This is a genomic window from Pseudomonas sp. 57B-090624 (assembly GCF_003234055.1).
Classification (GTDB): domain Bacteria; phylum Pseudomonadota; class Gammaproteobacteria; order Pseudomonadales; family Pseudomonadaceae; genus Metapseudomonas; species Metapseudomonas tohonis.
In genome coordinates this window covers 20,156-34,532 of the sequence record NZ_QKRU01000073.1, presented here as the reverse complement: position 1 = coordinate 34,532, position 14,377 = coordinate 20,156, and the positions used below count along the sequence as shown (strand labels likewise).

Here is a 14,377-nt window from a genome sequence, read left to right as displayed (position 1 = left end):
TGCTTGCTGTGGCGGCTGATGCGCACGGACTCTTCGCCCTCGCGGATCTCCAGCTCGTCGATACCGGACTCTTCCAGCAGCTCGATCAGTTTTTTGACTTTACGGATATCCATTAATTATCAACTCCCAAGGGTGAGGTCAGGGGCGTTCAAGGTGTTCAAGCGCCGCGTCCAGGGCCAGGCGGTAGCCGGTGGCGCCAAGACCGCAAATCACTCCCACTGCAACGTCCGAGAAGTAGGAGTGATGGCGGAAAGGTTCTCGCTTGTGCACGTTGGAGAGGTGCACTTCGATGAATGGGATGCTCACCGCGAGCAACGCGTCACGTAGGGCGACACTCGTATGCGTGAAAGCGGCGGGATTGATCAGGATGAAGTCCACGCCCTCGTTGCGTGCGGCATGGATGCGATCGATCAGTTCGTACTCGGCGTTGCTCTGCAGGTAGAGCAGGTGGTGGCCCGCCTCGCGGGCCCTGCGCTCCAGGTCCTGGTTGATCTCGGCCAGGGTGGTGGCGCCGTACTTGTCGGGTTCGCGGGTGCCCAGCAGATTGAGGTTGGGGCCGTGCAGGACGAGCAGGGTGGCCATGCGGTGTCTTCCTTATTGGGGGCCAGGCGGGACTATGCAGGAAAGCCCGAGAGGCTGTCCATATGCCGGTAGTAGCCGACACGATGCCCGTAGTTTGCGGCAGATTTGTGAAAATCCGGCTCAGAGCCGCTGGGCAGCGCCCTGCAGCCTGGCGGCGAAGTCCGCCGCGTTGATCTCACCTACGACACGCGATTCCGACCATTCGTCACCATCGGGGGCGAAGAACAGGATCGCGGGCGGGCCGAACAGCTTGTAGCGGTCCAGCAGGGCGCGCTGTTCGGGCGTGCTGGCGGTCATGTCGAAGCGCACCAGGCGGTAGGCGCCCAGTTGGCTGGCCACCTCGGGGGCGGTCAGCACCTCGCGCTCGATCACCTTGCAGCTGATGCACCAGTCGGCGTACCAGTCCAGCAGCAGCGGCTTGCCGGCGGCCTTGGCTTCGACCTGGGCGGCGGCCAGCTCGGCCGGGGTGGTAATGGTCTGCCAGGCACCGGCGGTGCTGGTGGTGACGGCTGCAGCACCCGGACGGCCGAGGGGGCGCAGCGGGTCCGACTCGCCCTTGAGGGCGCCGGTCCAGGCAGCCACCGCGTAGACCAGCAGCACCAGGCCGGCCAGTTGCGCCAGGCGCTGGCGGGCGGTTTTCGGGGTGAATTCCAGGGCACCGAGGAACAGCGCCACGCCGCCGGCCAGCAGGCCCCACAGGGCCAGGGACAGCGGGCCGGGCAGCACGCGCTCCAGCAGCCACACCGAGACGGCCAGCAGCAGCACGCCGAAGGCGTTGCGCACCGCGACCATCCAGTTGCCGGACTTCGGCAGCAGCGTGCCGCCGCCCACGGCGAACAGCACCAGGGGCGCCCCCATGCCGAGGCCGAGCACGAACAGCTTGAGGCCGCCGCCGAGGGCATCGCCGCTGGCGCTTATATAGAGAAGGGCACCGGCCAGCGGGGCCGACACGCAGGGCGAGACCAGCAGGCTGGAGAACACCCCCAGTGCCGCCGCGCCCCAGATCGAGCCGCCCCGGGTGTTGCCGGCCAGGCGATCCAGCGGGCCGCTGATGAACTGTGGCAGGCGCAGTTCGTAGAGGCCGAACATGGCCAGGGCGAACACCGCGAAGAAGGCGGCGAAGGGCACCAGCACCCAGGCCGATTGCAGGCGCGCCTGCAGGTTCAGTTCGGCACCGAACACGCCCATCAGCGCGCCTAGCACGGCGAAGCAGGCCGCCATCGGCAGTACGTAGGCCAGCGACAGCACCAGGCCGCGGCTGCCGCCCACCTGGCCGCGCAGCACCACGCCGGAGAGGATCGGCAGCATCGGCAGCACACAGGGGGTGAAGGTCAGGCCGAGGCCGGCGAGGAAGAACAGCGCCAGCTCGTGCCAGCTCCAGCCCTTGCCCTCGGATGGGATCGCGCCCTCCAGCGCCGCCGGGGCGTCGCCGATCTGCAGGGTTTCGGTCTCCGGCGGGTAGCACAGGCCCTTGTCGGCGCAGCCCTGGTAGGTCACCAGCAGCTTGAAGGGACGATTGGACGGGTTGTTCAGCGGCAGGTCGACGTCGAGGACTTCGTAGTACACCTCCACGTCGCCGAAGTATTCGTCGGTCTTGTGCTTGCCGGCCGGCAGCTGCGCATCGCCCAGGGCGATGTCCGCCGGTTCGGTGCGGAACTGGAAGCGGTGCTTGTAGAGGTAGTAGCCCTCGGCGTTGGTGAAGCGCAGCTTGATCGAGGTCGGCGAGCTGTCCACCAGGCTGAGGCGGAAGGCCTCGCGCACGGGGAGGAAGTCCTTGCTGTTGTTCAGCGCGGCTCCGAGGGTGGAGCTGGGGCGGTTATCCAGCAGCCCGGCGCTGGCGGGCAGGGCGACCAGCAGCAGGATCAGGGTCAGCAGACGGCGCATGGAAGTCTCGGCAGGCGAAGGTGCCGGGCATGATAGCGGAGCCGGCCGCCGCCATGCAGCGCCGATCCTGTAAGCGGTTTTCTCGACCGTCCCGATGGTCATGGCGCGGTGGCGTCGGGCGGGCCGGCGGCAGCGGGCTTCACCGCCGCCACCCGCGACACGTCGCCGCAGGGGTCAGACGCGGAAGGCCTGCACCGCGCGGGTCAGGTCGCCGCCCAGCTGCAGCAGCTGCTCGGCCTGGTCGCGGCTGCTTCCGATGCGTTGCAGGTTGTCGTCGCCGAGCTGGTGGATCTCCTCGCTGTAGCCGCGGATTTCGGTGACCGCGCCGCTCTGGTTGGCGGTGGCCTCGGCGATCTGCCCGGCGGTGTCGGCGATGGTGCGGATGGCCGCGACTATCTCGTCCAGCGCGCCATCGGCGGCGGCAGCGCGGGCGGCGGTGGCCTCGGCGTGCTCGACCTGCGCGCGCATGCCCTGTACCGATTGGTGGGCGGCGGTCTGCAGCCGGCCGATGAGTTCCTGGATCTCGCCAGTGGCGCCGGCGGTGCGCTGCGCCAGGGTGCGCACTTCGTCGGCGACCACGGCGAAGCCGCGGCCCTGCTCGCCGGCACGGGCCGCTTCGATGGCGGCGTTGAGCGCCAGCAGGTTGGTCTGCTCGGCGATGCCGCGGATCACCACCAGCACGCTCTCGATGGTGGCGGACTCCTGGGCCAGCCGTTCGATGGCCACGGCGTTGCCCTGCACCTCGCCGACCAGGCTGTGCATGCCTTCCAGGCTCTGGCCGATGATGCGCTGGCCCTGCTCCACGGCGCGTCCCGCGTCGTGGCTGGCGGCGGCGGCCTGGCGTGCATCGCCGGCCACCTGCTGGATGGTCGCCTCCAGTTCGCCCAGGGCGTCGCGGATCTGCGCGGTGCCGCCGGCCTGGCGCTCGGCGCCGGCGTGCAGGCCGCCGTTGAGCTCGGCCAGGGTATGGCTGCTGCCGGCCACCTGTTCGGCGTGGTGGCGGATGGTGCCCACCAGCTCGCCCAGGTAGGCACGCAGGCGGCCCAGGGACTGTTCGATGCCGCGCAGGTCGTCGATCTTCGAATCCAGGGCGATGGCCTGGCTGAAATCACCGGCGGCCCAGGCGGAGAGGGACTGCACCAGGCGCCCGAGCACGCGGGTGAGGTTGCGCTGGATACGGTCCACGGCCAGGGCGATGAGCAGGATCAGGCCGATCATCAGCCCCTGGATCACCCGCACTTCGCCCTGGATGCGACCGTGCTCGGAGCGCACCAGCGGCTCCAGGGCGGCCAGGGCCTGGCGCAGGGCGTCGAGGCGGGCGCGGGTGGTGCCGGCGAGTTCGGCGCGGCTGGTGATCAGCTGGCGGGTGCGTTGCAGCTCGGCCGGGTAGCGTGTGAGCAGGCTGCCCAGGTCGCGCTTGAGGGCGATGCCCCTGTCTTCGGCCTGCTTTTCCTGGGTGTCGGCGGCCAGGCCCATCATCGCGGCGAAATCATCGGAAGCGGAACTGGAGGCGTCGGCCACGCCCAGCAGCGGCAGGGCGTCGAGGCGCGCGGACTCCTGGGCCAGGGCGGCCAGCTCGCGCTCGACATCGGCGGCCAGCTCGTCACGGCCGCTTTCCACCAGCTTGGCCCGGGCGTGGGCCAGGCGGGTCAGGTGCTGCGCGGCGGCGAGCAGCGGCTTGCGGTAGTCGGTGGCCTGGGCGGCGTCGCCCTCGTCGGCGTAGCGGGCCAGCTGCTCCAGGGCGCCATCGATCTCCCGTTCGGCCTGCAGCAGCAGGCCTTGCGGGTCGCCGGCCAGCTTGCCGGCGGCCAGCAGCTGGTCGCCGCTGAAGGCGCGCAGGTCGTCGATGCTGGCGCGCAGGGTGGTCGCCAGCTGCGGTGGCAGCTGGGCCATGCGCTGGTCGAGTTCGTCCAGGCTCTGGATCGCGGCGCTGTGGCGCAGGGCGTCACCGCTGGCGAGGTAGGCCTCGATGTTGGCACTGACATCGCGCTGGAAGCGCTGGGCCAGGTCCATGTACTGCTCCATCACCTGGTAGGGGCGTTCCAGGGCGCGCTGGGACCACCAGAGGGTGACGCCGAGCGCCAGGCAGACGGTGACCAGGAGCAGGGTGTTGAGGTTGGTGAGCTGTTTCAGGCGCATCGGGGCCTCGACCGACTACAGAACGGACAGGCCCTGAAAGATATTGCGGTTCGGTTTCAGCCTGATGACAGCGTGAACTGCGTCACGCCCTTTGGTCGGCTTGTCAGGTGAACAGTTCGACGCGGTTGCGACCGCCGTGCTTGGCGCGGTAGAGCGCTTCGTCGGCCTGCTTGGAAAGAAGGTTGCCGTCGGCACCGTCGCGCAGTTCGGCGATGCCGCAGCTGAAGGTGCACGACAGGTCGTGGGGCTGCGCCGGGTAGTGGATCTCGGCGAAGCGCCGACGGATCTCGTCCAGCACGCGGTGGGCGGCCTGCAGGTCGGTGTCGGGCAGGACGATGGCGAACTCCTCGCCGCCATAGCGACCGATGTGGTCGGTCTTGCGCAGGCGCTGTTTGAGGAACAGCGCCAGGCTCTTGATCACCCGGTCGCCCATGGGGTGGCCGTAGGTGTCGTTGACCTTCTTGAAGTGGTCGATGTCGATCATCGCGAAGGTCAGCGGGGTGCCGTCGCGACGCGCGCGCGAGCGGGCGTCCTCCAGCAGCTGCAGCGTGTGGGTGTGGTTGAACAGGCCGGTAAGGCTGTCACGCACCATCCGCGCCTTCAGGCTGCGGGCGCGCTTGGCGCGGGTGCGCACCGTGGCGATCAGGTGGCGCGGCTTGATCGGCTTGGTGAGGAAGTCGTCGCCGCCTTCGCTCATCGCATCCAGCTGCTTGTCCAGGTCGTCCTCGGCCGAGAGGTAGATGATCGGCACGCTGACGTAGCGCTCGTGCTGGCGGATCACCTTGGCCAGCTCGGTGCCCAGGCACTCGGGCATGTACATGTCGAGGATGATCAGGTCGGGCTGGAACTCGGCCAGAGCACCCATGGCCAGGGCCGGCTCGGTGATGGCCTGGGTGACGATGCCGGCGCTGTTGAGCACCATCTCGGTGTGCATCGCCTGGGCCTTGGAGTCGTCGACGATGAGCACCCGGTAGGGCTCATAGTGGGCGGTGCGGGTCAGGGTCTCGATCTTCTCCAGCAGGCTGGAGGCGTCCAGGGCACCGGTGAAGTACTCCTGGCCACCGGCGCGCACGGCGGCCAGGCGGGTCGGCGTATCGGTTTCCTCATGGCTGAAGAACAGCACCGGCAGCTTGGGCTCCAGGCCTTTCTGCGCCTCCAGGGCGAGCTCAAGGCCGAGGCCGCGCCCGGCGAAATCCACTTCCATGACGATGGCGGCCGGATGGCGCTCGGCCATGGCGGCGCGGAAGGCGTTGGCGCTGTCGCAGGTCTGCACGAAGAGGCCGAAGAAGTCCATCTGCTGGGCCAGGCGCTGGGCCCGCTCCTGGTCCTGCAGGGCCAGGTAGACCGGCTTGCGCAGGGGCGGCAGGAAGGTCTGCTCCAGCTGGTCGCCATGGCGCAGGCCGGTGCGCGACAGGCGCTGCATCAACTGGCTCAGCTCGGTGATCAGGTCGCTGGAGAGGCGGCCGCGGTTGGCCTGGATGGCGCGCAGGCAGCCCGCGATGCCGTGGGCCAGCTGGGTGTGTTCGGTTTGCTCGAAGCGTTCCGCATAGCGCAGCAGGTAGGCGTTGGCCTCGGTCAGCTCGGTGAGGTCGGCGCTGGTCCACTCGGCGCGCTGCAGGCGCTGCCAGACTTCCAGAAGATGCCGTGCCTGGTGGATCACCCGCTGTGCGAAGTGATTCTTGAGGCGATCGCGACTGGGATCTTCTTGCTCGGTCATGGCACTGCTTCTAATGCTCGACCGCAGTACGTTGAGACAGCGGTCAGAATGGTGGCGCTATGCTAGCACCTGATAGTGCGTACGCTAGTACCGCCGATCTACTGGCGCCAGTATTTTTTCAACGGGAACCATTGGGTCACAGTTGCCCTGTGCGCCCCGTCTCAGCTTGCCGCCCACTCTTGGTTTGGCCATTTGCCGCTGGCAAGGTCCGGCGCTTCACTTATAGTGCATGACCCGGATGGCACCCTCGCCGCAGGTTGCTGTCGAATTCGCCGAGTTGATGAGTTTAAGGACATTGCCATGCTGGACTGGAAGAAGCGTGCGGGCCAGGCACGAGATCGCGTCGATGATTCGGTGGACGATGTCCGCAGCTACCTGGGCGGCATCTGGCTGAGCCGCGCCCTGGGCTCGCTGCTGGTGGTCTACCTGCTGGCAGCCTTGCTGGTGGGTTGGTACTGGAGCCAGGAGCCCGGCCTGTTCCCGGTGCAGCAGAATGCCCAGGCCGCCGCCGAGCGCGCCCAGCGCAAGCTGGTGACCGGCTACACCACGGTGGAAACCCTCAAGCAGGTCGGCCAGACGCTGCTCGACAAGCCCGGTGGCTACCTCTCCAACGACCTCGCCCCGCCCGGCCTCTGGCTGGACAACATGCCCAGCTGGGAATACGGCGTGCTGGTGCAGGTCCGCGACCTGTCCCGCGCCCTGCGCAAGGACTTCGCCCGCTCGCAGTCGCAATCCACCGAGGACGCCGACCTCGCCCGAGCCGAGCCGCGCTTCAACTTCGACAACAAGAGCTGGGCCCTGCCGGCTTCCGAGACCGAGTACCAGGAAGGCATCCGCGCCCTGGACCGCTACCTCGCCCGTCTTTCCGACCCGAACCAGTCCTCCGCGCAGTTCTATACCCGCGCCGACAACCTCAACAACTGGCTGGGTGACGTCGCCACCCGCCTGGGCTCGCTGTCCCAGCGCCTGTCCGCCAGCGTCGGCCGGGTGCGCCTGAACACCGACGTGAAGGCCCAGGAAGTCCAGGAAGGCGTGGTGCCGAAGGTCAGCGAGGAGATCGTCGAGACGCCCTGGCTGCAGATCGACAACGTCTTCTACGAGGCCCGTGGCCAGGCCTGGGCGCTCTCGCACCTCCTGCGTGCCATCGAAGTGGACTTCGCCGACGTGCTGGCGAAGAAGAACGCCACCATCAGCGTGCGCCAGATCATCCGCGAGCTGGAGGCCGCCCAGGAGCCGCTGTGGAGCCCCATGGTGCTCAACGGCAGCGGCTTCGGCGTACTGGCCAACCACTCGCTGGTGATGGCCAACTACATCTCCCGCGCCAACGCCGCGATCATCGACCTGCGCCAGCTGCTCGAGCAGGGCTGATGGCCATCAGCGAACGCGAGGCGGCGCACCGCGCCGCCTCCGATGCCGAGCGCATCGCCTGGGTCGACGAACAGGACCGCCTCCTCGGCGAACTGCCCCGCGCCGAGCTGCGCGAACGTGGCCTGATCGGGCGGGGCACCTTCATCCTCCTCTTCGATTCCGCCGGGCGCCTCTGCGTGCACCGACGCGCCCTGAGCAAGGCCGTGTACCCCGGATACTGGGATCTTGCCGCCGGCGGCATGGTCGCGGCCGGGGAGGGCTACGCCGAGTCGGCCGAGCGCGAACTGGCGGAGGAACTGGGCATCGCCGGCGTGCCGCTGGTCGAGCACGGGCGCTTCTTCTTCGACGAGCCGGGCAACCGCCTCTGGTGCGCGGTGTTCTCCGCCGTCTCCGATGCACCGTTGCGGCTGCAGCCTGAAGAGGTGCTCGAGGCGCGTTTCGTCGACCTGGCGGAAGCCGCTGCCATGCAGCCCTGCTGCCCCGACTCCCAGCGTGCCCTGCAGCTTTACCTCGGTGCCTGACCCAGCTACGACGGCATGCCTTGAGTAGGGTGGATGACGCTCTTCTCATCCACCGATCGGCGCCCCTGGTTACGATGTGCCATCGCTGGCCGTAGGGTGGGCTTCAGCCCACCGCTCTCGCTCGATGCCAACCTGTGGGCACCCCATTTTCCCCTGCCGAACCCGCGCCAGGCGCGGGTTTGTGCAATATCCCGGACCCTTTCGTGCGGGATGCTGCACAGCGAAGCGCGAAGGTCGCGATTCTGTCGACCAATGGCGCAATTTCGTACTTAGCATTCGCGCCGAATGCTGCTAAATTTCGCCGCCTTTCAAGCCCGGCTTCCCCGCCGGGTCTGCGCTGCCCCTGCCAGAGTGGGGCTTCGCGGTCGGCTCCCGCCGACCAGTCGCTATCCTGACCCCTACGAGGAAAGCCGGTGGTCAAGAAAGCTTCGTCCTTCGCCGCCCTGGGCGGCCTGGTGTACTCCACCGACAGCGGCCGGCATTGCCCGGACTGCACCCAGCCCATCGACGCCTGCACCTGCAAGCGAGCCACCGTGCCCGCTGGCGACGGCATTGCCCGCGTGCGCCGTGAAACCAAGGGCCGCGGTGGCAAGACCGTCACCAGCGTCAGCGGGGTGCCGCTCGACGAGGACGCCCTCAAGGAGCTGGCCAGCGCGCTCAAGCGACGCTGCGGCACCGGTGGCGCCCTGAAGGACGGTGTGATCGAGATCCAGGGCGATCACGTGGACCTGCTGCTCGAAGAGCTCGCCAAGCGCGGCTTCAAGGCCAAGAAATCCGGCGGCTGAGTGCCGGCTTTCTAAACTGACTGCACCGGTTGCGGTCAACACCCCAACGTCATACGACCGAATTAACCTGCTCAGGCCCGCCCGGCACGACCGGCGGGCCTGGCACTTTTCTATCCCACAGGGGGACTCCGATGTCTGCACGACGTACGCGCAAGGACGATGGCAGCAGCTGGACAGTAGCGGACAGCCGCAGCGTCTATGGCATCCGCCATTGGGGCGCCGGCTATTTCGCGATCAATGACGCCGGGCGCGTGGAAGTGCGCCCGGGCGGCGCCGCCAGCGAGCCGATCGACCTTTTCGAGCAGGTCGACCACCTGCGCGAGGCAGGCCTGTCCCTGCCGTTGCTGGTGCGCTTCCCCGGCATCCTGCAGGACCGCGTGCGCCAGCTGACCGGCGCCTTCGACGCCAACATCGCGCGCCTGGAATACCAGAACCGCTACACCGCGCTGTACCCGATCAAGGTCAACCAGCAGGAAGCGGTGGTCGAGAACATCATCGCCACCCAGGACGTCTCCATCGGCCTGGAAGCCGGCTCCAAGCCCGAGCTGCTGGCCGTGCTGGCCCTGGCGCCCAAGGGCGGCACCATCGTCTGCAACGGCTACAAGGACCGCGAGTTCATCAAGCTGGCGCTGATGGGCCAGAAGCTCGGCCACAACGTCTTCATCGTGATCGAGAAGGAATCCGAGGTTCAGTACGTGATCGAGGAGGCGGCCGAACTCAAGGTCGCGCCCCAGGTCGGCCTGCGCGTGCGCCTGTCGTCCCTGGCCTCGTCCAAGTGGGCCGACACCGGCGGCGAGAAATCCAAGTTCGGCCTCTCCGCCGCCCAGCTGCTGTCGGTGGTCGAGCGCTTCCGCAAGGCCGGCATCGAGCAAGGCGTGCGCCTGCTGCACTTCCACATGGGCTCGCAGATCGCCAACCTGGCCGACTACCAGCACGGCTTCAAGGAAGCCATCCGCTTCTACGCCGAGCTGCGCAGCCTCGGCCTGCCGGTCGACCACATCGACGTCGGCGGCGGCCTGGGCGTCGACTACGACGGCACCCACTCGCGCAACGCCAGCTCCATCAACTACGACATGGACGACTACGCCGGCGTGGTGGTGGGCATGCTCAAGGAGTTCTGCGACGCGCAGGGCCTGCCGCATCCGCACATCTTCTCCGAGAGCGGCCGCGCCATGACCGCGCACCACGCCGTGCTGGTGATGCAGGTGACCGACGTCGAGCGCCACAACGATGAAGTGCCGAAGATCGCCAACCTCGAGGAGCAGCCGGAGATCGTCCGCTGGCTCGCCGACCTGCTGGGCCCGACCGATGCCGAGATGGTCACCGAGACCTACTGGCGCGCGACCCACTACATCAGCGACGCCGCCACCCAGTACGCCGAAGGCAAGCTGACCCTGGCGCAGAAGGCCCTTGCCGAGCAGACCTACTTCGCCATCTGCCGCCGCCTGCACAACCAGCTCAAGGCCCGCCAGCGTTCCCACCGCCAGGTGCTTGACGAGCTGAACGACAAGCTGGCCGAGAAGTACATCTGCAACTTCTCCGTGTTCCAGAGCCTGCCGGACACCTGGGCCATCGGCCAGGTGCTGCCGATCCTGCCGCTGCACCGCCTCGACGAGGAACCGGTGCGCCGCGCGGTGCTGCAGGACCTGACCTGCGACTCCGACGGCAAGATCAAGCAATACGTCGATGAGCAGAGCATCGAGACCAGCCTGCCGGTGCACGAAGTGCGCGATGGCGAGGACTACCTGCTGGGCGTGTTCCTGGTCGGTGCCTACCAGGAGATCCTCGGCGACATGCACAACCTGTTCGGCGACACCGACTCGGTGAACGTCTACCAGCGTGAGGATGGCAGCGTGTACCACGGCGGCATCGAGACCCACGACACCATCGAGGACATGCTGCGCTACGTGCACCTGTCCCCCGAGGAGCTGATGGCGCTCTACCGCGACAAGGTCTCCGGCGCCAAGCTCAGCGCCCGCGAGCGCACCCAGTACGTCGACGCCCTGCGTCTCGGCCTGACCCGCTCGTCCTACCTGTCGTCCTGATCCACCGCTCCACGAACGAGCCCGGCCCAGCGCCGGGCTTTTTCATGGGGCTGTTCTGTGGAACCCCGCGTTCGCGGGGATGACGGGGGGAGGAGCCACCGTGCCCCGCCCCGCCCGACCCTCTGCTTCATCGCTGCGGCTGGCGGCTTTCGTAGGAGGGTGTAGAGCGAAGCGAAACCCATGCGGTGGGTGTGCCATGAGTCCAGAAAAGCCCTAGAAGCACCGTTTTGAGCCTTTGCGTTGAGTCCACAACGACCAGCACAGCCAATTCATTCGCTTGGCTGCCCACAACCCTCCAACACCTCCCGCAACCTTCCTGCCAACCCCCTTGCCTCCTCCGCCGTGGCGACATTGGTGAAGCCCAGCAAGAGCCCCGGCGCGCCGCCGTCGCCCAGGTACCAGGGCGACAGCGCGATCACGGCGAGCCCCGCCGCCTGGGCACGCCCGGCGATGTGGCGATCGTCGCTACCCGCAGCGAGGCGGGCCAGCAGGTGCATGCCGCCGGCCTGCAGGTCGATCTCCAGGTGCTCCCCGCACTGCGCCAGCAGCGCCTCGCAGGTATGGGCGCGGCGGCGCGCGTAGAGGCTGCGCATCTTCTTCAGGTGGCGGGCGAAATGGCCCTGGTCGATGAAGTCCGCCGTCGTGGCCTGCAACAGCTCGCTGCAGCCGCCGCCGAACTGCGCGGCGACCTCGCGGAAGCGCTCCACCTCCCGGTCCGGCACCACCAGGTAGGCCAGGCGCAGGCCAGGGTAGAGCACCTTGCTGAAGGTCCCGGCATAGAGCACCCGGCCTTCGCGGTCCAGGCTCTTGAGCGCCGGCAGCGGGCGGCCCTGGTAGCGGTACTCGCTGTCGTAGTCGTCCTCCAGCACCCAGCCGCCCACCCGCTGCGCCCGTTCTAGCAACGCCAGGCGCCGGTGCAGCGAGAGGGCGACCCCGGTGGGGCTCTGGTGCGTCGGCGTGACCAGGGCGAAGCGCGCATCGGGCGCCAGGCGCTGGCCCGCGTCCACCACCAGCCCCTCGCCATCCACCGGGACCGGCACGCAGCGCACGCCGAGGCCCTGCAGCAACTGGCGGGCGTGCAGGTAGCCCGGGTCCTCCAGCCAGATGGCATCGCCCGGCGTCATCAGGGCGCGCTGCACCAGCGCCAGGCTGGCGCTGTGGCCGGCGGTGATGAACACCTGCTCCGGCCGGCAGTGGATGCCCCGGGAGATGCCGAGGTAGCCGGCCAGGCTCGCCCGCAGCGGGCCATGGCCGGCCGGGTCCGGCACCATCAGCGCGCTGCCGCCCAGCTCGCGCAGGCGCCGGGCCGCCAGGCGCGCCCAGAGCTTGCGCGGGAAGGCGTCGAGCGCCGGCAGGCCGAGCTGGAAGGGCTGCGGTGCTGCTTCCGTTCCGACCGGTGTCTCGGTGCGCGCTGGACTGATGTTGCGCGAGGGCGGCCGGGGCGCCGTGGCGAGGCGGGGCGACACGCAGGTCCCGGCCGGGCCGCGTGCCAGCAGGTAGCCTTCGCCGATGAGCATCTGGTAGGCCGCCTCCACCGTGCCGCGCGCCAGGTTCAGCTCGCTGGCCAGGCTGCGCAGCGAGGGCACGCGGGCGCCGGGTGGCAAGCGGCCCTGGTCGATGGCTTCGCGGAAGCGTTGGTACAGCTGCAGGTAGACCGGCGTGTCGAGGCCGCGGTCGAGGTGCAGGGGCAGGGGGTGGCCTGGCATGCTCATGTCCCAGTCGTTTTGGTGATTCTTGGACCTGTTGGCTGGTCCATGGCCTGCCTAGAGTAGCGGCTCCGCCAGAAGAGGAAAGTGGCCATGCCCGATCCACAGCCCCCCATCGAACTGCTCCACCTGGACGACGACGCCCAGTTGCGTGCCGCCTTCCCGGTCATGCGCGAGTTGCGCCCGCAGTTGCCCGATGCCGCGACCTTCGTCGCCCGCGTACGCCGCCAGGCCCGCCAGGGCTACCGCCTGCTCGGCGCCTGCTGCGACGGCCAGGTGCTGGCCCTGGCCGGCTACCGCGAGCTGGAGAACCTGATCCACGGGCGCTTCATCTACGTCGACGACCTGGTAGCCGACCCGCAGCGTCGCAGCCGGGGCCTGGGCGCCCGCCTGCTGGACGAACTGGCGCTGATCGGTGGCGGGCTCGGCTGCCAGCGCCTGGTGCTGGATACGGCACTGGCCAATTCCCTGGCGCAGCGCTTTTATTTCCGCCAGGGCCTGCTGTCCACCGGCCTGCACTTCAGCCGGCCGCTGCCCGTCGCCGCCACGCACCCCACCCAGGAGAACTGACCATGCCCCGTGTCCTGCTGATCGAATGCAGCCCCAATGAAGACGCGTCCCCCGGCGGCCGACTGGCCCGGGAGATGGCCGAGCGCATCCACGCCAACGCGCAGGTCACCGTGCGCAACCTGGTGCGCGAGCCCCTGCCGCCCCTGTCCGGCGACTACGCCCGCGCCGTCACCGGCCGCGCCCATCGCGACGACCCGGCCCTGGCACTGTCCGAGCAACTGATCGACGAGCTGGAGCAGGCCCATTACCTGCTGATCTCCACGCCCATGCACAACTACATGGTGCCGGCGGCGCTGAAGCTCTGGCTCGACTACGTGGTGCGCATCCAGCGCAGCTTCACCATGGTCGATGGCAACAAGGAAGGCCTGCTGGAAGACCGCCCGACCTTCGTGGTGGTCAGCTCGGGTGGCAACTACCTGGGCGCCAGGGCCAGCCAGGCGGACTTCCTCTCGCCCTACCTGCGCCACATCCTCGGCGTGATCGGCCTGCACCATGTCGAGTTCGTCCACCTGCAGGGCCTGGCCCAGGGCCCGGACGCCGTGGCCGAGACCCTGCAGCAGGCGCGCACGCGCCTGGCCAACAACCCCTATTTCGCCGCCGCCCCCTTCCCCGGAGTCCCCGCATGAGCACGCTGCGCCTGCCCTACTACCAACTCTCCCCCGAGGCCTACCAGGGCCTGGCCGCCACCAAGAAGGCCCTCGAAGCCAGCAGCCTCGGCGCGGGCCTCATCGAACTGGTCTACCTGCGCATCTCGCAGATCAACGGCTGCGCCTTCTGCCTGGAGATGCACAGCAAGGCCCTGCGTGCCCGTGGCGAGGAGCAGGCGCGGCTCGACGCCCTGGCCGGCTGGCGGGTCAGTGGTCTGTACAGCGAGAAGGAGAGGGCGGCGCTGGAGTGGGCCGAGTCGCTCACCCGCCTGGAGGCGAGCGGTGCGCCGGACTCGGCCTTCGAGCCCCTGCGGTCGCATTTCAGCGAGGCCCAGATCGCCGACCTGAGCTTCGCCGTGGCCTTGATGAACGCCTTCAACCGCCTGGCGGTGGGCATGCGCCAGTGAGGGGCC

12 protein-coding genes and 1 pseudogene are annotated in these 14,377 nt (G+C 68.6%); 7 read left to right on the top strand and 6 right to left on the bottom strand.

What is annotated here, in order from left to right:
• The 5 genes and pseudogenes from DMX10_RS26420 to DMX10_RS26400 all read right to left on the bottom strand — a co-directional run.
• Nucleotides 1-113: pseudogene (locus DMX10_RS26420) on the bottom strand (acetyl-CoA carboxylase biotin carboxyl carrier protein); the annotation flags it as partial.
• Between the two features lie 25 nt (nucleotides 114-138).
• Entirely contained in the window at nucleotides 139-582 is a 444-nt protein-coding gene (aroQ, locus tag DMX10_RS26415; protein WP_021222377.1) for a type II 3-dehydroquinate dehydratase, read from the bottom strand.
• 120 nt (nucleotides 583-702) lie between these two features.
• Entirely contained in the window at nucleotides 703-2,466 is a 1,764-nt protein-coding gene (locus DMX10_RS26410; protein WP_111263884.1) for a protein-disulfide reductase DsbD, read from the bottom strand.
• Between the two features lie 174 nt (nucleotides 2,467-2,640).
• Nucleotides 2,641-3,228 (bottom strand): methyl-accepting chemotaxis protein, encoded by a 588-nt coding sequence (locus DMX10_RS33765; RefSeq protein WP_371921730.1) that lies wholly within the window; start codon nucleotides 3,226-3,228, stop codon nucleotides 2,641-2,643.
• Between the two features lie 1,480 nt (nucleotides 3,229-4,708).
• Nucleotides 4,709-6,322 carry a PleD family two-component system response regulator gene (locus tag DMX10_RS26400; protein ID WP_111263882.1) on the bottom strand — a complete coding sequence of 538 codons (1,614 nt, stop codon included), beginning with the start codon at nucleotides 6,320-6,322 and terminating at the stop codon, nucleotides 4,709-4,711.
• Between the two features lie 300 nt (nucleotides 6,323-6,622).
• Between DMX10_RS26400 and DMX10_RS26395 the strand changes: the two genes are divergently transcribed.
• The 4 genes from DMX10_RS26395 (at nucleotide 6,623) to speA (ending at nucleotide 11,041) form a co-directional block, all read left to right on the top strand.
• Complete coding sequence (locus DMX10_RS26395) at nucleotides 6,623-7,690, top strand: DUF2333 family protein (protein WP_111263881.1); 1,068 nt, start codon at nucleotides 6,623-6,625, stop codon at nucleotides 7,688-7,690.
• Nucleotides 7,690-8,211, top strand: a complete 522-nt coding sequence (locus DMX10_RS26390; protein WP_111263880.1) for an NUDIX hydrolase — start codon at nucleotides 7,690-7,692, stop codon at nucleotides 8,209-8,211. Before DMX10_RS26395 ends, DMX10_RS26390 begins: the two co-directional genes overlap by 1 nt.
• Before the next feature lie 413 nt (nucleotides 8,212-8,624).
• Entirely contained in the window at nucleotides 8,625-8,996 is a 372-nt protein-coding gene (locus tag DMX10_RS26385; protein ID WP_111263879.1) for a translation initiation factor Sui1, read from the top strand.
• Between the two features lie 131 nt (nucleotides 8,997-9,127).
• Nucleotides 9,128-11,041, top strand: a complete 1,914-nt coding sequence (gene speA, locus DMX10_RS26380) for an arginine decarboxylase (RefSeq protein ID WP_111263878.1) — start codon at nucleotides 9,128-9,130, stop codon at nucleotides 11,039-11,041.
• 269 nt (nucleotides 11,042-11,310) lie between these two features.
• On the opposite strand, the gene DMX10_RS26375 is transcribed toward speA, so the two are convergent.
• Nucleotides 11,311-12,747 carry a PLP-dependent aminotransferase family protein gene (locus DMX10_RS26375; RefSeq protein ID WP_111263886.1) on the bottom strand — a complete coding sequence of 479 codons (1,437 nt, stop codon included), beginning with the start codon at nucleotides 12,745-12,747 and terminating at the stop codon, nucleotides 11,311-11,313.
• Nucleotides 12,748-12,840: 93 nt separating this feature from the next.
• Here DMX10_RS26375 and DMX10_RS26370 point away from each other — a divergent pair, with 93 nt between their 5' ends.
• From DMX10_RS26370 to DMX10_RS26360, 3 genes are read left to right on the top strand one after another with little or no spacing between them, the layout of a single operon-like run.
• Nucleotides 12,841-13,317, top strand: coding sequence for a GNAT family N-acetyltransferase (locus DMX10_RS26370; RefSeq protein WP_111263877.1), 477 nt, complete (start codon nucleotides 12,841-12,843; stop codon nucleotides 13,315-13,317).
• Between the two features lie 2 nt (nucleotides 13,318-13,319).
• A complete protein-coding gene (locus DMX10_RS26365; protein ID WP_111263876.1) occupies nucleotides 13,320-13,943 on the top strand; it encodes an FMN-dependent NADH-azoreductase in 624 nt (207 codons plus the stop codon).
• Nucleotides 13,940-14,371 (top strand): carboxymuconolactone decarboxylase family protein, encoded by a 432-nt coding sequence (locus DMX10_RS26360; RefSeq protein ID WP_111263875.1) that lies wholly within the window; start codon nucleotides 13,940-13,942, stop codon nucleotides 14,369-14,371. The genes DMX10_RS26365 and DMX10_RS26360 overlap by 4 nt, the downstream gene beginning before the upstream one ends.
• Nucleotides 14,372-14,377: the final 6 nt, after the last annotated feature.

Coding starts and splice junctions, on each gene's coding strand:
- DMX10_RS26400 (WP_111263882.1), bottom strand. CDS start 6,322: ATGACCGAGCAAGAAGATCCCAGTCGCGATCGCCTCAAGAATCACTTC.
- aroQ (WP_021222377.1), bottom strand. CDS start 582: ATGGCCACCCTGCTCGTCCTGCACGGCCCCAACCTCAATCTGCTGGGC.
- DMX10_RS26375 (WP_111263886.1), bottom strand. CDS start 12,747: ATGCCAGGCCACCCCCTGCCCCTGCACCTCGACCGCGGCCTCGACACG.
- DMX10_RS33765 (WP_371921730.1), bottom strand. CDS start 3,228: ATGCACAGCCTGGTCGGCGAGGTGCAGGGCAACGCCGTGGCCATCGAA.
- speA (WP_111263878.1), top strand. CDS start 9,128: ATGTCTGCACGACGTACGCGCAAGGACGATGGCAGCAGCTGGACAGTA.
- DMX10_RS26395 (WP_111263881.1), top strand. CDS start 6,623: ATGCTGGACTGGAAGAAGCGTGCGGGCCAGGCACGAGATCGCGTCGAT.
- DMX10_RS26365 (WP_111263876.1), top strand. CDS start 13,320: ATGCCCCGTGTCCTGCTGATCGAATGCAGCCCCAATGAAGACGCGTCC.
- DMX10_RS26370 (WP_111263877.1), top strand. CDS start 12,841: ATGCCCGATCCACAGCCCCCCATCGAACTGCTCCACCTGGACGACGAC.
- DMX10_RS26390 (WP_111263880.1), top strand. CDS start 7,690: ATGGCCATCAGCGAACGCGAGGCGGCGCACCGCGCCGCCTCCGATGCC.
- DMX10_RS26410 (WP_111263884.1), bottom strand. CDS start 2,466: ATGCGCCGTCTGCTGACCCTGATCCTGCTGCTGGTCGCCCTGCCCGCC.
- DMX10_RS26360 (WP_111263875.1), top strand. CDS start 13,940: ATGAGCACGCTGCGCCTGCCCTACTACCAACTCTCCCCCGAGGCCTAC.